Annotated in this window: 20 protein-coding genes; 13 read left to right on the top strand and 7 right to left on the bottom strand. The window is 69.4% G+C overall.

Going from position 1 to position 15,778, the window contains the following annotated elements; all coding sequences use genetic code 11:
• Window positions 1-85 precede the first annotated feature (85 nt).
• Genes EV651_RS06900 through EV651_RS06890 form a run of 3 tightly spaced genes read left to right on the top strand, consistent with a single transcriptional unit; the run spans window position 86 to window position 2,115 of the window.
• Complete coding sequence (locus tag EV651_RS06900; RefSeq protein ID WP_133783137.1) at window positions 86-1,279, top strand: glycoside hydrolase family 64 protein; 1,194 nt, start codon at window positions 86-88, stop codon at window positions 1,277-1,279.
• A gap of 39 nt (window positions 1,280-1,318) precedes the next feature.
• A complete protein-coding gene (locus EV651_RS06895) occupies window positions 1,319-1,669 on the top strand; it encodes a helix-turn-helix transcriptional regulator (RefSeq protein WP_202870191.1) in 351 nt (116 codons plus the stop codon).
• Window positions 1,666-2,115: an SRPBCC domain-containing protein gene (locus EV651_RS06890; RefSeq protein WP_133783133.1), complete on the top strand. Its 450-nt coding sequence runs from the start codon at window positions 1,666-1,668 to the stop codon at window positions 2,113-2,115. Before EV651_RS06895 ends, EV651_RS06890 begins: the two co-directional genes overlap by 4 nt.
• Before the next feature lie 84 nt (window positions 2,116-2,199).
• Here EV651_RS06890 and EV651_RS06885 read toward each other — a convergent pair whose 3' ends face one another.
• A complete protein-coding gene (locus EV651_RS06885; RefSeq protein ID WP_133783131.1) occupies window positions 2,200-2,808 on the bottom strand; it encodes an NAD(P)-dependent oxidoreductase in 609 nt (202 codons plus the stop codon).
• A 77-nt stretch (window positions 2,809-2,885) separates the two neighbouring features.
• Here EV651_RS06885 and EV651_RS06880 point away from each other — a divergent pair, with 77 nt between their 5' ends.
• The 3 genes from EV651_RS06880 (at window position 2,886) to EV651_RS06870 (ending at window position 4,673) form a co-directional block, all read left to right on the top strand.
• A complete protein-coding gene (locus tag EV651_RS06880) occupies window positions 2,886-3,248 on the top strand; it encodes a helix-turn-helix domain-containing protein (protein WP_133783129.1) in 363 nt (120 codons plus the stop codon).
• An 81-nt stretch (window positions 3,249-3,329) separates the two neighbouring features.
• Window positions 3,330-3,848, top strand: coding sequence for a SigE family RNA polymerase sigma factor (locus EV651_RS06875; protein WP_131334628.1), 519 nt, complete (start codon window positions 3,330-3,332; stop codon window positions 3,846-3,848).
• Window positions 3,849-3,851: 3 nt separating this feature from the next.
• On the top strand, window positions 3,852-4,673 hold the full coding sequence (locus EV651_RS06870) for a hypothetical protein (protein ID WP_133783127.1): 822 nt from the start codon (window positions 3,852-3,854) through the stop codon (window positions 4,671-4,673).
• On the opposite strand, the gene EV651_RS06865 is transcribed toward EV651_RS06870, so the two are convergent.
• Both EV651_RS06865 and EV651_RS06860 read right to left on the bottom strand, forming a co-directional pair.
• The gene (locus EV651_RS06865; RefSeq protein ID WP_133783370.1) at window positions 4,666-5,706 is read right to left on the bottom strand and encodes a 4-hydroxy-3-methylbut-2-enyl diphosphate reductase; all 1,041 of its coding nucleotides are present in this window, start codon (window positions 5,704-5,706) and stop codon (window positions 4,666-4,668) included. The two genes, EV651_RS06870 and EV651_RS06865, sit on opposite strands and share 8 nt — an antisense overlap.
• Window positions 5,707-5,826: 120 nt before the next feature.
• On the bottom strand, window positions 5,827-6,132 hold the full coding sequence (locus tag EV651_RS06860) for a hypothetical protein (RefSeq protein ID WP_133783125.1): 306 nt from the start codon (window positions 6,130-6,132) through the stop codon (window positions 5,827-5,829).
• Between the two features lie 46 nt (window positions 6,133-6,178).
• On the opposite strand from EV651_RS06860, the gene xseA reads away from it, so the two are divergent.
• Genes xseA through EV651_RS06845 form a run of 3 tightly spaced genes read left to right on the top strand, consistent with a single transcriptional unit; the run spans window position 6,179 to window position 8,186 of the window.
• Window positions 6,179-7,393 carry an exodeoxyribonuclease VII large subunit gene (xseA, locus tag EV651_RS06855; RefSeq protein WP_133783123.1) on the top strand — a complete coding sequence of 405 codons (1,215 nt, stop codon included), beginning with the start codon at window positions 6,179-6,181 and terminating at the stop codon, window positions 7,391-7,393.
• Between the two features lie 17 nt (window positions 7,394-7,410).
• Window positions 7,411-7,605, top strand: coding sequence for an exodeoxyribonuclease VII small subunit (locus EV651_RS06850; protein ID WP_133783368.1), 195 nt, complete (start codon window positions 7,411-7,413; stop codon window positions 7,603-7,605).
• Between the two features lie 14 nt (window positions 7,606-7,619).
• Window positions 7,620-8,186 (top strand): GNAT family N-acetyltransferase, encoded by a 567-nt coding sequence (locus EV651_RS06845; protein ID WP_133783121.1) that lies wholly within the window; start codon window positions 7,620-7,622, stop codon window positions 8,184-8,186.
• A 160-nt stretch (window positions 8,187-8,346) separates the two neighbouring features.
• Here the strand turns inward: EV651_RS06845 and EV651_RS06840 are convergent, their stop codons facing one another.
• Window positions 8,347-8,973 carry a TetR/AcrR family transcriptional regulator gene (locus EV651_RS06840; RefSeq protein ID WP_133783119.1) on the bottom strand — a complete coding sequence of 209 codons (627 nt, stop codon included), beginning with the start codon at window positions 8,971-8,973 and terminating at the stop codon, window positions 8,347-8,349.
• 43 nt (window positions 8,974-9,016) lie between these two features.
• On the opposite strand from EV651_RS06840, the gene EV651_RS06835 reads away from it, so the two are divergent.
• Both EV651_RS06835 and EV651_RS06830 read left to right on the top strand, forming a co-directional pair.
• Window positions 9,017-9,610 carry a flavodoxin family protein gene (locus EV651_RS06835; protein WP_133783117.1) on the top strand — a complete coding sequence of 198 codons (594 nt, stop codon included), beginning with the start codon at window positions 9,017-9,019 and terminating at the stop codon, window positions 9,608-9,610.
• The gene (locus EV651_RS06830; protein ID WP_133783115.1) at window positions 9,610-9,930 is read left to right on the top strand and encodes a multidrug efflux SMR transporter; all 321 of its coding nucleotides are present in this window, start codon (window positions 9,610-9,612) and stop codon (window positions 9,928-9,930) included. Before EV651_RS06835 ends, EV651_RS06830 begins: the two co-directional genes overlap by 1 nt.
• Here the strand turns inward: EV651_RS06830 and EV651_RS06825 are convergent.
• On the bottom strand, window positions 9,890-11,080 hold the full coding sequence (locus EV651_RS06825; protein ID WP_133783113.1) for a hypothetical protein: 1,191 nt from the start codon (window positions 11,078-11,080) through the stop codon (window positions 9,890-9,892). The genes EV651_RS06830 and EV651_RS06825 overlap by 41 nt on opposite strands.
• Window positions 11,081-11,144: 64 nt before the next feature.
• A complete protein-coding gene (locus EV651_RS06820) occupies window positions 11,145-12,413 on the bottom strand; it encodes an alpha/beta hydrolase (RefSeq protein ID WP_133783111.1) in 1,269 nt (422 codons plus the stop codon).
• 152 nt (window positions 12,414-12,565) lie between these two features.
• Between EV651_RS06820 and EV651_RS06815 the strand changes: the two genes are divergently transcribed.
• Both EV651_RS06815 and EV651_RS06810 read left to right on the top strand, forming a co-directional pair.
• Window positions 12,566-13,744, top strand: coding sequence for a sensor histidine kinase (locus tag EV651_RS06815; RefSeq protein ID WP_133783109.1), 1,179 nt, complete (start codon window positions 12,566-12,568; stop codon window positions 13,742-13,744).
• 141 nt (window positions 13,745-13,885) lie between these two features.
• A complete protein-coding gene (locus EV651_RS06810) occupies window positions 13,886-14,560 on the top strand; it encodes a response regulator transcription factor (RefSeq protein ID WP_202870190.1) in 675 nt (224 codons plus the stop codon).
• A 94-nt stretch (window positions 14,561-14,654) separates the two neighbouring features.
• Here the strand turns inward: EV651_RS06810 and EV651_RS06805 are convergent, their stop codons facing one another.
• Window positions 14,655-15,632, bottom strand: a complete 978-nt coding sequence (locus EV651_RS06805; protein WP_133783107.1) for a hypothetical protein — start codon at window positions 15,630-15,632, stop codon at window positions 14,655-14,657.
• Between the last annotated feature and the right edge of the window lie 146 nt (window positions 15,633-15,778).

The following is a 15,778-nucleotide window of genomic DNA, read 5'->3' as shown; positions in this document are numbered from 1 at the left end:
GCCGACAGTAGTGAGGTGTTGACAGTCAGTGTCCTTCTCACGCAACGATGAGAGCGCTCTCTCAGGCGTACGTGAGGAGAAGATTATGCGCTTCAGAACCAGAGTCCTGGGTGTCGTCGCGGCCGCCGTGGCTGTGGCCGGCGTACTGTCGGCGACCCCGGACCGGCCGGCCGACGCGGCCGTACCGGCGACGATTCCGCTGACGATCACCAACAACTCGGGCCGCGGCGACCCGGTCTACCTCTACAACCTGGGCACGAACCTGGCGACCGGGCAGCAGGGCTGGGCCGACGCCTCGGGCACGTTCCACGCCTGGCCGGCCGGCGGCAATCCGCCGACCCCGGCGCCGGACGCGTCCATCGCCGGACCCGCCAACGGGCAGTCCGTCACGATCCAGATGCCGAAGTTCTCCGGCCGCGTGTACTTCTCCTACGGCCAGAAGCTCGTCTTCAAACTCACCACGGGCGGCCTCGTGCAACCCGCCGTACAGAACCCGAGCGACCCCAACCGGAACATCTTGTTCCACTGGTCGGAGTACACGCTCAACGACGGCGGCCTGTGGATCAACAGCACGCAGGTCGACATGGTTTCCGCGCCGTACGCCGTCAGCGTGAAGGCCGCGGACGGGTCCACGAAGACCACCGGTCACCTCAAGTCCGGCGGCTACAACGCTGTCTACAACGGCCTCCGGAATGCCCCCGGCGGTTGGGGCGGCCTGATCCAGACGGCGCCGGACGGCTCTGTCCTCCGCGCGCTCTCCCCGCTGTTCGGCGTGGAGACCGGGGGGATTCCGGCGAGCGCGATGGACGACTACATCAACCGCGTCTGGTCGAAGTACAGCTCGGAGACCCTGACGGTCACGCCGTTCGGCGACCAGCCCGACACCAAGTACTTCGGTCGCGTGTCCGGCGGCGTCATGAACTTCACGAACAGCTCCGGCGCTGTCGTCACGTCGTTCCAGAAGCCCGACTCGGCCAGCGTGTTCGGCTGCTTCAAGTTGCTCGACGCACCGAACGACCAGGTCCGCGGCCCGATCTCCCGGACCCTGTGCGCCGGGTACAACCGCTCCACGCTGCTGACGAACCCCAACCAGCCGGACCCGAGCGACGCGAACTTCTACCAGGACGCGGTCACCAACCAGTACTCGAAGATCATCCACTCCCAGATGGCCGACGGTCACGCGTACGGGTTCGCCTTCGACGACGTCGGCAACCACGAGGCACTCGTCCACGACGGGAATCCGCAGGCGGCCGGATTGATCCTCGATCCCTTCGACTGAGGCTTGACTCCCGCCTTGGTTAGTGGCAACTTACCGTTCGTGGGAACTTACGGATCACTCGAAGCCGCCGGACCGGTGCTGGACGCGCTCGGCGACCCAACGCGCCGGGTGATCCTCGAGACACTGCGCACCGACGGGCCGTGCTCGGTCGGCGTACTGGCCGAGCGCATGCCCGTCAGCCGGCCCGCGATCTCGCAGCACCTGAAGGTGCTCGGCGCGGTCGGTCTGGTGCAGCACGAGTCGCGCGGGACCCGGAACATCTACCGGGTTCATCAGGCGGGTCTCGGCGAGCTGCGCAGCTGGCTCGACCAGTTCTGGGGCGACGCGCTGGAGGCGTACGCCGACCACGTTCAGCGGACCGTCCAGCGGACCGAGGAGGAGCGGAAATGACTGTGGAACAAGACATCTCGCCGTTGGTGAAGACAGTCGTCGTACCGGTCGGGGTCGACAGGGCGTTCGAGGCGTTCACCGCGGAGACGTCGGCGTGGTGGCCGCTGTTCAGCCACTCGGTCGGCGCGGCGGCGGCGAACGAGGTGCGGCTGGAGGGCGCCGTCGGCGGGCGCATCGTCGAGTACGGCGCAGACGGCGAGATCGCCACCTGGGGCACCCTGTCGGAGTGGGATCCGCCGAGGTCGCTGAGCTTCAGCTGGCACCCCGGCCAGGATCCGTCGGAAGCCGGGCAGGTCACGGTGACATTCGACGCCACCGACGGCGGCACACAGGTCCAGCTCGTGCACTCCGGCTGGGAGCGCAGCGGCGACGGCGCCCGAGCCCGCCTCAGCTACGACACGGGTTGGGACTACGTGCTGGGCAAGTACGTCGAACACGCCCGATAGTTGATGCGGGCCTGAAGCGGGGACACCCGGCGGGGACTGGGCATAGGCATCAGCCTGTTCCCAGTCCCCGAGGCCCATCCCCAGTTAGTAGCCGAGCGTGAAGCGGCGGCGGTTGTGGGCGGGGGTTTCGGCCTCGTTGATCAGGGCTACCGCGTAGTCCTCGGCGGAGATGTGGTCGCCGACCGGCTCGTCCAGGCCGAGGCGGAAGACGCCGGTGCGCTCGCCGGGGGCGATCACGAAGGCCGGGGACAGCATGGTCCAGTTCACGTCGCTCGCGCGCAGGTTCTCGAGCGCCTGCGACACGGTCAGCGACTCGTCCTTGTACTCGGCCGGGAAGTCCGGGCCGTCCACCACCCGGTTGCCGTTGACAACGAGGCTGCCGGCGCCGCCGACCACGAACAGCCGGGTCGCCGTCCCTCGCACGGCGCCGATCAGGTTGTCGACCGCGTCCAGGTAGTCCTGGTGGTCGCCGCCGGTCCGGCTCGGCCCGATCGCCGCGACCAGCACGTCCGAATCCGCCGCCAGCTCCTTGACCGCCGCGGCGTCGTTCGCGCTCCCCCGCACCGGGCGGACGCCGTCCGGCAGCTCGCCGCCGGAGCGGGTCACGCCGACCACCTTGTGCCCGCGGCTGACCGCCTCGGCCGCCACTCGGCTGCCGACCATCCCACTCGCGCCGAACACCGCGATCTTCATCTCTGCTCCAATTCTGTTGACGTGACCTCGACGGTATCCATTGGTAACTGGCTACTTCAACGTGCTATAAGTACCTTGTGGTAACCAAAGGCAACGCGTTCGACCCGAACTGCCCGACCCGCACGATCCTGGACCGGATCGGCGACAAGTGGACGGTGCTCGTCGTCCTGAGCCTGCGCAACGGCCCGCTCCGCTTCACCGAGCTCCGCGACGGCATCGGCCGGGTCGCGCCCAAGGTCCTCACCCAGACCCTGCGCCGGATGGAGCGCGACGGCCTGATCACCCGCGAGGTCTACCCGGAGATCCCGCCACGGGTCGTCTACACCCTGACCCCGATGGGCGCGTCCCTGATCGAGCCCATCAGCGTGATCACCGACTGGGCAGAAACCCACGTACCCGCGATCACCAAGGCCCAAGCGGCGTACGACGAACTCGCCTGAGATCATCCAGCTCACCGCTCAACCTTTCCTTCGGGTCACGCCATCTCAAGGCTGACCGAGTTGAGTGAGATGGGGGTTGGAATGGATCCAGGACGCGACCACGAATTCGCCGAGTTCGTGGACGGGCGATTCACCGCACTGCAGAGGTTCGGCTACCTGCTGACCGGTGAATGGCACCTGGCCGAGGACCTGGTGCAAACCGCACTGACGAAGGTGTGGTTCCACCGGAACTCGTTGCGCAGCAGCAGCGCACTGGAGAGCTACACCCGGACGGTGATGGTGAACACCAGCACGCAGTGGTGGCGCCGCAAGTGGCGCGGGGAAACGCCGACCGAGCAGTTGCCGGAGCCGCAGGCACGCGAGCAGTACGGCTCGGTCGACGACCGTGACCTGTTGCTGCGGGCACTCGCCGGACTCCCCCGCAGGACGCGCGCGACGCTGGTCCTGCGGTACTTCGAGGACCTTCCGGAGGCCGAGATCGCCCAGATCATGGGCTGCTCGGTCGGCACCGTGAAGTCGAACGTCTCCCGCGGACTGGCCAAGCTCCGCGAACACCACCTGGTCGCCGCCGTTTCCGCTCCGGCCCAGAAGGAGGGCTGACCAATGACCGACGATCTCAAGCAGCAGTTCGAGCGACTGGTCGCCGACCCGCCGCCGCCCACCGCGATGCCGAGCGAGTCCGTGTTCGCCCGGGTCCGGACCGCCCGGCGCCGTCGTACGGCCGGCGCACTGACCCTGGCCGCGGCCGCGGTGGTCGCCGTCGCTGTTGCCGCTGGCAACCTCGCGGACGTCAACAGCGGTCCGCCGATCACCAACACCCCGAGCGCACCCGTCACGATCGTCACCGGCCCACCGACCGGCACGCCGTCGACGACCGCACCGACCACGACCGGTTCGACCACGACCGGTACGACGACCGGCTCGACCACGACCGGGAGCACGCATACGACGACGACCGGTACGCCGGGCACACCCACAGGCTCCGAGCGGCCGACCGGTACGACGACCACCGGGTCCGCCACCACCAAGACGCCGCCGCCGGTTCAGCCGCCGGCGCACCCGATCCAGGTCGACGTGGTTCTCAAGCCCACCATCACCGGCCGCACGGTCTCGGTGAAGGTGACGGTCTCGGGCACCGTCATCGTTCCCACGGTCGACGGAAAGAACCTGCCCGCCGACACGTCGTTCCTCAACCTCTCCGGCGGAACGAACTACTACTGGGGCGACGGCGCGCAGGGCGGTTCGGACGGCGGTTCGGCGGGGTGTGGGGGAACGACGCGGAAGACCGGTCGCGAGACGTACTCGATCGAGACGCACACCTACGCGCAGCCGGGCACGTACACACTGCGCTATGAAGTGCGGTACTGCAACGCCAAGAACAGCGCGTTCACGACCACCAAGACCGTGAAGGTGACGGTCAAATAGTCCAGGCGTGGTCGGAGGTGCCGGTGGTGGGGAGGCCGGCTGCCTTCAGATCGGTGCGGAGGTCGCGCGGGAGGGCGAACGTCAGGCTCTCCTCCGCGGTCGTGACCTCCTGGACGTCGCCGTACCCGCGCTCGGCCAGCCAGCGCAGGACGTCGCGGACCAGCACCTCCGGCACACTCGCGCCACTGCTGACACCGACCGACTCGACGCCGTCCAGCCAGGCTTCGTCGATCTCGTCGGCGTAGTCGACCAGGTAGCCGGCCTTCGCGCCGTGCTCGATCGCGACCTCGACCAGGCGCACCGAGTTCGACGAGTTCCGGGAGCCGACCACGAGCATCAGGTCCGCTTCCGGGGCAAGCTTCTTGACCGCGGCCTGGCGGTTCTGGGTGGCGTAGCAGATGTCGTCGCTCGGCGGGTCCTGCAGGTGCGGGAACCGCTCGCGCAGCCGCCGTACCGTCTCCATCGTCTCGTCGACCGACAGCGTGGTCTGGGACAGCCAGACGACCTTTTCGGGGTCGCGGACGGTGACGTTCGGTACGTCGTCCGGACCGTCGACGAGCGTGACGTGCTCCGGGGCTTCGCCGGAGGTGCCGACGACCTCTTCGTGGCCCTCGTGGCCGATCAGGAGGATGTCGTAGTCGGTCGCGGCGAACCGCTTCGCTTCGTGGTGCACCTTGGTGACCAGCGGGCAGGTCGCGTCGATGGTCTTCAGTTGCCGCGCGGCCGCCTCCTCGTGCACCACCGGGGCGACGCCGTGCGCGGAGAAGATGACCGTCTCGCCCTCGGGTACTTCGTCGGTCTCGTCGACGAAGATCGCACCACGCTTCTGCAGCGTCTGTACGACGTACTTGTTGTGCACGATCTCCTTGCGCACGTACACCGGCGGCCCGTACAGGTCGAGCGCCTTCTCGACCGCCACCACGGCCCGGTCGACACCCGCGCAGTACCCACGGGGCGCCGCAAGCAGCACCCGCTTCGTCTTCGTCGCGGTCGTCGCACCGGTGTCGTCAGGCTGAGAGGTCACGGTCCCCATGGTACGGGCCGCCGTGGACACGCCCGGATCCAGCGCCGTGAGCCATGTCACGGCGAACGCACATCGGGGAGCCGCCCGCCCTGTCCGGACGGCTCCTCCGTGGGAGGTGTTACCAGCACGTCAAGAATCGCCCGGAAACGCCTTGTGCGCAAAGGGTTTTCCGGACGCCCACGCCCGCAGCGTCCCGAAATCCGCGGCGGTGAGACCGACCCGCGCGTCGACCGGATGAATCAGCTGATGCGCACCGGGGAACCGGGTCCGCTCGGCCTCCCCCACCTCGTCGTCCACCCATGCGAACGGGCGATCCCCGACCCAGTCCGCGACGTACGGCGCTTTCCAAGAACCCCGCCGTACCGGCGCGCGATCCGGCCAAAGGATCGTCGGCAGCTCAGACAGCCCGAGCAGCGGCAGCAGGAGCACTTGCATTACTCAACGTTAGGGAATGTCGGTGTGGGGTCGTAGGGTCTGGGGCGTGGCTTTGGAGACCTCGCCGGAAGCGCCTGCGGCCGTGCGGACGATCGCGAACGGGATCGCGAGCTGGATCAACCAGCTCGGTGCCGTGTGGGTCGAGGGGCAACTGACGGACGTCTCGATCGGACGCGGTACGACGACGGTCTTCGGGACCCTACGCGACACGGACGCGGACATCTCGTTGCGGTTCACGTGCAATCGGCGGGTGTTCGAGGCGGTCGAGGTCCGCGACGGCTCGCGGGTGCTGGTGCACGCCAAGCCGAACTTCTTCGCCCGCCGCGGCACGCTCGCGCTCGCGGTCAACGAGATCCGCCACGTCGGGATCGGCGAGCTGCTGGCCCGGATCGAGCGGCTGAAGCAGCTGCTCGCGGCCGAGGGCCTCTTCGAGCCGTACCGGAAGAAGAAGTTGCCGTTCCTCCCGCACACGATCGGGCTGATCTGCGGACGCGACTCCGCGGCCGAGCGCGACGTACTCGAGAACGCGAAGCGGCGCTGGCCGGCGGTCGCGTTCCGGATCGAGTACGCGTCGGTGCAGGGCCCGTCGGCGGCCGGTGAGGTGATGACCGCGCTGCGGAAGCTGGACGCCGACGACACGGTCGAGGTGATCGTGATCGCGCGCGGCGGCGGGTCGCTGGAGGATCTGCTGCCGTTCTCCGACGAGGGCCTGATCCGGGCGGTGTCGAAGACGGGTACGCCGGTGGTGAGCGCGATCGGGCACGAGCCGGACTCGCCGCTGCTCGACCTGGTCGCGGACCTCCGGGCGTCGACACCGACCGACGCGGCGAAGCGGATCGTGCCGGACGTTCGCGAAGAGCTGGACGGCGTGCGGCAGTTGCGCGAGCGCGGCCTGCGGGCGATCCGGTCCTGGCTGGATCGCGAGGCGCACGCGCTGGCGGCGATCCGTTCGCGGCCGGCCTTGGCGGCGCCGGTGTCGGACCTGCAGCGGCGGTCCGACGAGATCACGGCGCTGGTCGAGCGCAGCCGGCGGACGCTCACGCATCGGCTCGACCGGGCGAGCGACGACCTCGCGCACCGGTTGGCGAGCGTACGGGCGTTGTCCCCGAAGGCGACGCTCGAGCGCGGGTACTCCGTACTCCAGTTGGCCGACGGCACCGCCGTACGGGAAGTGGCGCAGGTGGCGCCGGGTAACCTGCTGCAGGCGCGGGTCAGTGACGGCCGCTTCGCGGTCGAAGTCAAGTCCGAGGAGGACAAGTGAGCGGCGACCGACCCGAGATGACCTACGAGCAGGCCCGCGAGGAGCTCGTCGACGTGGTCCGCAAACTCGAGGCCGGCGGCACCAGCCTCGAGGAATCCCTCGCCCTGTGGGAACGCGGCGAAGAACTCGCCGGCACCTGCCAACGCTGGCTCGACGGCGCCCGCGAACGCCTCGCCAAGGCCCAGGCCGCCCACGAGGAAAAGCCCAACTGACCACCGCGGAACCGATGCCCCCGCCGCCCGTCCAGCCCGGGCCGCCTGGGACGTCCGGGCCGCTCGCCCCGCCCGGCGGCCTCGCGATTCGAGCGGCGCGGCCGGAGGATCTGCTCGGGGCCGCCGAAGCCCGGGTCGCCAGCTGGCGAGCTGCGTTCACCGGCCTCGTCCCGCAGGACTTCCTGGACTCCATGGACCCGGCCTCGATCGCCACCTCCTGGGCGGACAGCATCGCAGCCGGACGGTCCCGTCTGTACGTCGCAATCGCGGGTGAGCACGTGATCGGGTACGCCGGGGTAGGCCCGGAGCGTGACGCCGAAGCACCACCGAACGCGGGCGAGCTGTACGCGCTCTTCGTCCACCCCGCCCACTGGGGAACCGGCGCCGGCCGCGCCCTGACCGACGCCGCCTGCACCGACCTCCGCGACGCCGGCTGCACCACAGTCCGCCTTTGGGTGCTCGAGGCAAACATCCGCGCGCGCGGCTTCTACACGCGCTACGGCTTCACCGAAACGCCCGACCGCACCCACTCCTCGCTCGGCAACCTCCCCGAAATCAGGCTGACCGCACCCCTGGCGTGAGGGTCCCGCAAAGCCGACACCCTGACCGGACAGCGCCGCAGGTGTACGTAAGAACAGGAGGTAGTGGCGCCTGCCCTAGTGCACCTGAGCGTGGAGAGCTCCGCGCGTACGGCGTCTCGCCGGTGCACTACCCGTTCTTCTGCACAACCCGTGCATCGGGTTACGCGGTCAGGAGGCTTGTGGCTACTGCTCGGAGGCCGGATTTCATGCGGTTGAGGTCGTAGCCCTGTTCGCGGAGGGCGTTGTGCAGGTCGGCTGCCAGCGGCGCTAGTAGCACGTGGGCCGTGTAATCCGCGTCCAGATCGGGGCGCGCGGCTTCGATCAGGTGGGACAGGTGGCGGTGCCAGAGGTGATACGAGCCGATGCGGTAGCGCGCGCCGTCCGAGGCGTTCTCGCTGTCCATGAACAGCGCGACGTGCCGATCGAGTAGGTCGAGGTACGCGTCAAGGAACGCCAGCACCCGTACGTCGGGCGGCGCGCCCGGCCCGAGCGGCGGCGGCCCGCCGATGATCTTCGCCTGCAGTTCCTGCTCACGCTCGTCGAGCAGCGCGACCGCCAGGCCGGCCCGATCGCCGAACCGCCGGAACACGGTCCCCTTCCCCACACCCGCCTCCGCGGCGATCGCATCCAGCGACACGTTCTTCACGCCGCGCTCGGTGAACAGCCGCTCGGCAGCTTCCAGCACCCGGAGCCGATTGCGTCGCGCATCCGCCCGCTCCGGCCGCGGCTCCCCCACGACCGGAAGATTCCGTTGTAAAGCGGACCGCGGTCCGGTACTGTCGTTCATAAGACGGACTGTAGTCCGCTAAAGACTCTGGAGGAAGAAAGACATGAGCAACGCTCGGATCGCGATCGCCTACCACTCGGGCTACGGGCACACCGCGAAGCAAGCCGAGGCCGTGGCCGCGGGCGCCGCGTCGGTACCGGAGACGACGACCGATCTGGTGCCGCTGGACGAGCTGACCGAGGACGTGTGGGAGCGGCTGACCGCCGCCGACGCGATCATCTTCGGCGCACCGACGTACATGGGGAGCCCGAGTTGGGTGTTCAAGAAGTTCGCTGAGGAGAGCGTGCGGATCTGGGCGGCCGACCTCGGCTGGCGGGACAAGATCGCCGCCGGGTTCACCAACTCGAAGGCGATGTCCGGCGACAAGCTGAACAGCCTGGTCGACCTGGCCGTGTTCGCCGCGCAGCACGGGATGATCTGGGTCGGCCTGGACATCTACCCGGGCTGGGCGGACAGTACGGCGAGCATCGAGGACCTCAACCGGCTCGGCAGCTGGCTCGGCGCGATGGCGCAGTCCGACGCTGACCTGTCCGCGGAGAAGGCGCCGCCGGCCACCGACCTGCGGACCGCCGCCGCGCTCGGCGCGCGGGTCGCGACCGTCACGCACCGGCACCTGAGAGGAGCACTGGCGGCCTGATGGCATGGCTCATCCTGCTCGCCGCGGCGGCGTTCGAGATCGCGTTCGCGCTCAGCCTGAAACCGAGCGAAGGCTTCAGCCGGCTGTGGCCGACGCTCGGCGTACTGGTGTTCGGGGTGATCTCGGTCGCCCTGCTCGCAAAGACACTCGATCGCCTCCCGGTCGGTACGGCGTACGCAATCTGGACCGGCATCGGCTCGGTGGGCGTGGTCATCCTCGGAATCATCCTGTTCGACGAGCCGATCACCCCGATCCGCCTCGCCTGCATCGCTTTGATTGTCACAGGCGTAGTGGGGCTCCGCCTGGCCGGCGCGGACTGACGACGGGCCGGACGCGGCCGGAGTCCGCGCGCCGACGCAGATGGTAGGCGAGCACGGCGGCGCCCAGCAGCGGACCCCAGATCGGAAAGGGAAAGATCAGGACAGTCAGCGCGACGCCCGCGACGCCGTGGCCGGCCCCGTTGCTCTCGATGCCGGACAGCAACAGACCGGGGCCGGCCATCGTGGCTGCGGCGGCGACCAGGCCTCCCGGGACCACGGCCAGGGCGGGCGGCACGGCCCTCCCGCCGAGGAACGGCAGCCACCGTGGGAAGACCTCACCCCATCGGCTGATCAGTCCTAACGTCAGAGTGCAGCCGACCAGAGCGGCGACGCCCAGGAAGGCGCCCTGCATCCTGACCTCCGGGCGGTCCATGTCGGCGCGCAGATCGACAGGCCACGGCGTCAGCCACAGCAGCCGCAGACCGGCGTACGGCAGGGGACAGAGGGCGGCGGCAAAGGTGACAGCCCGGCCCCATCGGCGAATCTTGGCCGGGCTGGTGAAGACCTGCGACTGCGACCAGCGACTCCAGCCGACCAGCCGCGCGGTGGCCCATCCCCAGGTCACAGCCATGCCGGCCATCAGCACACTCCAGCCCAGACGGGTGCCGAACGACTCGAAGCTGTGCGACACGTTGGACCAGAAGGTCGTCACCACCTCGGGCTCGATGAGACCGGTCGTCACGCCGATGATGCCGACGGCAACGGCTGTGCCGGCGATCAGGTAGCCGGCGACATTACGGCGGAGGCAGGCGGCGATCACGGCCGTGACCACGATGGCCGGTCCGGCGAAGGCGACGGCGTATCCGAGCAGACTCATGACGGAGGCGTCGGTCATGACGAGCCCGAAGAACAACGTCTGTACCAGCGCGGCGACGAGGGCCAATCGGTCGGCGAGCGGCGTCCTCCGGATCGATGCACCGGCGAGGGCGAGTGCTCCGAGCATCGCGGAGACGACGAGCAGGGTACCGGCCGTCGAGTGTTCGATGCGGTGGGTCACGGAGACCGTGACGCGGTCCTGGGAGCCGAAGGGATACAGGTCGGGACGGCTCAGCCACAGCGTCCCGATGGCAGCCGCGCAGACAGTGGCCAGGAGAGCAGCGGGTCGCCAGGCCGGCCTACTGCCGACCGATGCGGAGATGGGATTCCTCATGATGTACATCAGCCAACCAGCGGCCGCCGGGGGGCGGGTATCTGCCGAAGGGGGGAGCTTCGCTTCAGCGCACACCGCGGTACGACGTGGGCGGGTCGGCGGCCCCCACGACCGGGAACGGGAGCGGCCGATGGTTCAGGAACGCGGCGACGAGTTCGGCGTACGCGTCGGGCTTCTCGATGTAGGCCTGGTGCCCGGTGTCCGGGAGGACGACCACCTGCGCCCGCGGGGCAAGACCGGCGTTCTCGGTGACGGCGCTCCACGGCAGGTAGTCGCAGGCAGGCTTGATGATGAGGGTCGGTGCCGATATTCGCGCCGGGACGGTCCCATCGGCCAGTGGCGACGTGTCCGCGGCGAGCGCCTGGTGGGCGTAGTACCCGACGCCTGTCACCCCGAGACGGTCCGCGAGGTGCGGGTCACAGAAAAGTCCAGGCGTCGTGCGCTGGTAGATGTCCGAGAAGCGGGCATCCATCTCCCGGTCACCGGCGGTGTCGTGCGCCACCCGCAGGTCGATGCTGCTGAGTGCGTACGTGAAGAGGTTCCGCGGTCGCATCAGGTAACCGTAGAGACGCAGGCGTTGCGCGGTGTCGAGGCGCCGGCCGGGATCACCGATCTTCTGCGGGCCCGGACTCGTGCCCGCCGGGAACCCTGGAGCGCTGAGAATCACCGCGGACAGCCGGTCCGGGTGCGCGACGGCGTACTTCGTGACGATCCGGGCGCCCCAGGAATGACCGAGCAGTGTCACCTTCGGCGCCCGGGTCTCCGCGACAACCCGCTCGAGGTCGTCGAGCGCGCGACGGTCGGTGTAGCCGAGGGGATCGTCGAGCCGGCTGGAGCTTCCGCTGCCAAGCTGGTCGTAGACGTACACGTCGCGATCGGTCGCGAGGCCGGCCAGCGCCGCGACGTCGTGACTGAGATCGGAGACACCGGGACCACCGTGCACGACGACCAGAGGGGGCTTCGTCGCCGACGGCGCCCGGGTCACGTGCAGAGTCAGCCGGGTTCCATCAGCCGATGTGAGGATCGTCGAGCCCGGGACGGTCGGCGGCGTCACCGTGGCCGAGTGCGGCCAGATCCAGGTCAGACTGACAAGCAGCCCGACCGCGGACGTCATCACCGGACGCCGGTACCGCGCGTTGCGGATTCGCGCTCGCCGGCCGCGAAGGACGGTCACCAGCGCAGGTAACGCCAGCACGGTGACACCCGCCACGCAGACCGCCACCGGCCACGGGCCGTTCAGGGCCACAGCCAGGAGCGCCGCACCGGCAGCGAGCACGGAAACGAGGATCCCTCCGAGCAGGACGCTCGCCACGCTCCGTGGCGTCTTGTCCATCTGCGGGGAGCTCCTTCCGTGCCGGGGCCGGTGCGATCGATCGGCCGCGCATCAGTGAACCAAACGCCGGGCTCTCCTGATATCACCCGTTCGGCTGATCGTCGGGCGAACGGTCCGGACCCGGAGCCCGGGTTCGGCGTACCTTGGCAGCTATGCGGGTACGCCGGGTTCTGGGGATCGTAGTCGCTGGAGCGGCGGCGCCGGTCGCCTGGCTGCTGACGCCCGAACTCGGCTTCGCGAACGCTGCTCCAACAGCCGTTGCCGGATGTCTTGCCCTCGCCGTCGTCGTGAGTTGGCCCGCGGCACGCACCTGGATCGCATGGCCCGGGGCGCTCGCGGCCGTGACGTCCTTGGTCGCGTCCGGGTGGATCCTCGCGACGTACGGACCGCGGCCTGGAGAGGCCGGAATCGCGGCGGTCGAGGTGGCTGGACTCCTGGTGCTTCTCGGTCTGGTGGCTCGGTGGGCGCGGCCGCTGACCGCCGTACTGGTGTCGACCGCGCTGGCTGCCGCCGAGACGGTCTGGATTCTGCGGTTCATGCCGAAGGCCGACCTGCTGACCACTGTCGGCGGGGCGTTCATGTGGTCTCTGGGTGCGGTCGTCGCGATGATCGCGGGCAGCTATCCCCGGCTGGCCGCGGCCAAGCTCCGGCAGTCCGTGACCTCGGCGCGGAACAGCCAACGACTGCAACTGGCGCACGCCTTGCACGACTACATCGCCCACGACGTCACCGGGATGGTCGCGCAGGCACAGGCGGCTCGCTTCGCGGCGGCGGACGATCCGGCCGCGATGCGAACCGCGCTGGAGCGGATCGAGACGACGGGCCAGGAAGCGCTGACCGCGATGGACACGATCCTGGACATGCTGCGCGACGACGCGGACCCAGAGCTCGGTGTCCGCGCGGTCGGGCCGAAAGGGCTGTCCGCCGTCGTCGACAGCTTCCGGCGCGAGAGCCCCGACCGGTCGGTGATCCTGGCTGCGGACGAGTCGGTGCTGAGCAGACTCGCCCCTGAGGTCCAGTTGGCCGCGACCCGCGTCATCATCGAGGGCCTGACCAACGTACGGCGTCACGCCGCGAGCGCCCGGCTGGTCAGGGTCACCGTCGAACCGGGTCCGGCCGATCTGCTCCGGATCGACGTGGCGAACGATCGGCCGGGGCGTGGGCGGCCACTGCTCACGCGACGAACCACCGGCGGAACCGGCCTGGCCGCCCTCGGAGAACGGGTCCGGCATCTCGGTGGCCGCCTCGAGGGTCGCTCGGACGACAGCGGAGGCTGGATCCTGCACTGTGAGTTGCCGCTGACACCTGACGGTCGAACCGGTTCGGGCTGACGATCGGAGCAGAAATCCCCCGTACGGGTGATGGCGCGCCGGGCGCGAGGGGTGTTGGCTGGCCCGTACGAGCTGCAGCGAGGAGTGAACCGGATGCTCGTGCTGACGAGGCACAGATGACCGCGCCGATCCGGTGTTCGTGTGGCTGACGGCAAGATTCGCGTGGTGGTCGCCGACGACCAGGCGGACATCCGCAGCGCGTTCCGGATGATCCTCGACTCGCAACCCGACATCGTGGTGGCCGGTGAGGCGGCCGACGGCGCGGCGGCGCTGGAGGTGGCGCGGCACCTGTGCCCTGACGTCATGTTGATGGACATCAGGATGCCCCGCCTGGACGGCCTCGAGGTGACCGAGCGGCTGCTGGGCGATCCGCGGACGGCCGGCATCCGGATCATCGTGGTAACGACCTTCGACCTCGACGAGTACGTCGGGAAGGCGCTGACCTTGGGCGCCTGCGGATTCCTCCTCAAACGGTCCGGGCCGGCACTGCTGATCGAGAGCATCCGGGCCGCGGCGAGTGGTGACATGCTGATCAGCCCGCAGGTCACCGTCCGCCTGCTGAGCCATCTGAACGAACGCTCCGGCTCCGCCCGGCTACCGGGCTCGGAGGTGCTGAGCCCCCGTGAAGCCGAGATCGCCCGGCATGTCGCACAAGGGCAGACCAACAGCGAGATCGCTGCGGAACTCTTCATCTCGGCGGGGACCGTCAAGACCCACCTGGCCAACATCGCCGCCAAGCTCAAGGTCCGCAACCGCGTCGGCATCGCTGCCTGGGCATGGGAGCACGGCATCGCCGATCCCAACGACTGCCGCTAACCAGCCCTCGAGCGGCTGCCCCCACGCCTGGAGCTTGTCCGTCTCCCCGGAACGCGCAGCCCGAGCTCCTCGGTCAGAGGCCCAGCCGTCGGCGTCACGGTTCGCCGATGAGCGGGGTGGGACACGCAGGCCGGGTCCGGTGGGCATACGCCGCACACGCTGCGGCGAGGCCGACGCCCCAGCCGGTGTAGGCCAGGATCTCCAGCGCACCGCCGGTCTTGCCCAGTAGAAGCGCGGTGAGGCCCCCGATCCCGAAGTACAGCCCGAGTCCGATGCTCATCATCCAGCCGGGGACCAGAAGCATCCAGCGCGGCACGGGGCGGCGTGCGATCGGGCCGAGCCACCGCGGCCAGTACTCTCCCCAACGATGGGTCAACGCCAGCGGGAGAATGGTTCCCGCCGCGACCATCAGCGCCACGAACACCGGGAAGCCTGCCGGATCGCCGCGGCCGCCGTCCACGATCCAGTCGTGCACAGCCGGCACCATCCGGATGGCGAAGCAGGTGAGCGCGAAGTATGCCCCGACGCGACCCCACCGCCACGCCTCGGCGTCGTCCGGTACGGCGTGGTTGCGACCGCAGTCCACGCAGACGTGTCGGAGGCCGCGGGTGACCGGGACTACTGCGGTCGCCATGCCCAGTGCGCTCGCCGTACCGATTCCTCGGAGAGCGATCGCCCCGACCTCGCTACTGCTGATCGGCTCACCGAACGGCACCGTCAGAAGCTGCGCGAGACCGGGCCAGAGCAGGAGGCAGTAAGCCCCGAGGGCAGTGCATCCCAGGCTCGTCGCGCACACCGCGACCATCCGAACGCCTGTCCGTCGGTGCTGGAGGAAGAAGTAGCCGGCGACGGCGACGGCTGCCGGGATCGCGCCGAGCCACACCGGGCCGAACAACGACTCGGACCGGACGAAAGAAGGCAGGCCCGCCAGCGACCAGATGAGATGAGCGGTGGCGTAGGCGATGCCGAGAATCGCCGCGACGAGCGAGTACGGCACCGTCGCCGCTCGAGGAGTACGCCGGTCGGGCTCGTCGCGCAACGGGATGCGGACCTGGTTTTCGTTGTCTGCCATAGCCTGCTCAGGATCCAGCCCGAGCGGCGCCGCACACCATCGGTCGATCGGTAGATCAGGATCGACCGGCACACGCTTGCTCCGGGAGCGGCCGGCATCGCGGGGCGCTGACACTCTGCCGTTCGACGGATGCCGCGGCGCTCGAC

Origin of the sequence: Kribbella sp. VKM Ac-2571 (assembly GCF_004362255.1) — a bacterium.
GTDB lineage: Bacteria > Actinomycetota > Actinomycetes > Propionibacteriales > Kribbellaceae > Kribbella > Kribbella pratensis.
The sequence above is the reverse complement of the archived record's forward strand: the minus strand, read 5'-3'. Positions and strand labels throughout refer to the sequence as shown.

Excerpts from the sequence above, each read along its gene's own strand:
- EV651_RS06815 (WP_133783109.1), top strand. The coding sequence starts at position 12,566 with ATGCGGGTACGCCGGGTTCTGGGGATCGTAGTCGCTGGAGCGGCGGCG.
- EV651_RS06875 (WP_131334628.1), top strand. The coding sequence starts at position 3,330 with ATGGATCCAGGACGCGACCACGAATTCGCCGAGTTCGTGGACGGGCGA.
- EV651_RS06830 (WP_133783115.1), top strand. The coding sequence starts at position 9,610 with ATGGCATGGCTCATCCTGCTCGCCGCGGCGGCGTTCGAGATCGCGTTC.
- EV651_RS06840 (WP_133783119.1), bottom strand. The coding sequence starts at position 8,973 with ATGAACGACAGTACCGGACCGCGGTCCGCTTTACAACGGAATCTTCCG.
- EV651_RS06835 (WP_133783117.1), top strand. The coding sequence starts at position 9,017 with ATGAGCAACGCTCGGATCGCGATCGCCTACCACTCGGGCTACGGGCAC.
- EV651_RS06885 (WP_133783131.1), bottom strand. The coding sequence starts at position 2,808 with ATGAAGATCGCGGTGTTCGGCGCGAGTGGGATGGTCGGCAGCCGAGTG.
- EV651_RS06825 (WP_133783113.1), bottom strand. The coding sequence starts at position 11,080 with ATGAGGAATCCCATCTCCGCATCGGTCGGCAGTAGGCCGGCCTGGCGA.
- EV651_RS06865 (WP_133783370.1), bottom strand. The coding sequence starts at position 5,706 with ATGGGGACCGTGACCTCTCAGCCTGACGACACCGGTGCGACGACCGCG.
- EV651_RS06845 (WP_133783121.1), top strand. The coding sequence starts at position 7,620 with ATGCCCCCGCCGCCCGTCCAGCCCGGGCCGCCTGGGACGTCCGGGCCG.
- EV651_RS06850 (WP_133783368.1), top strand. The coding sequence starts at position 7,411 with ATGACCTACGAGCAGGCCCGCGAGGAGCTCGTCGACGTGGTCCGCAAA.
- EV651_RS06860 (WP_133783125.1), bottom strand. The coding sequence starts at position 6,132 with ATGCAAGTGCTCCTGCTGCCGCTGCTCGGGCTGTCTGAGCTGCCGACG.
- EV651_RS06820 (WP_133783111.1), bottom strand. The coding sequence starts at position 12,413 with ATGGACAAGACGCCACGGAGCGTGGCGAGCGTCCTGCTCGGAGGGATC.
- EV651_RS06890 (WP_133783133.1), top strand. The coding sequence starts at position 1,666 with ATGACTGTGGAACAAGACATCTCGCCGTTGGTGAAGACAGTCGTCGTA.
- EV651_RS06870 (WP_133783127.1), top strand. The coding sequence starts at position 3,852 with ATGACCGACGATCTCAAGCAGCAGTTCGAGCGACTGGTCGCCGACCCG.
- EV651_RS06805 (WP_133783107.1), bottom strand. The coding sequence starts at position 15,632 with ATGGCAGACAACGAAAACCAGGTCCGCATCCCGTTGCGCGACGAGCCC.
- EV651_RS06900 (WP_133783137.1), top strand. The coding sequence starts at position 86 with ATGCGCTTCAGAACCAGAGTCCTGGGTGTCGTCGCGGCCGCCGTGGCT.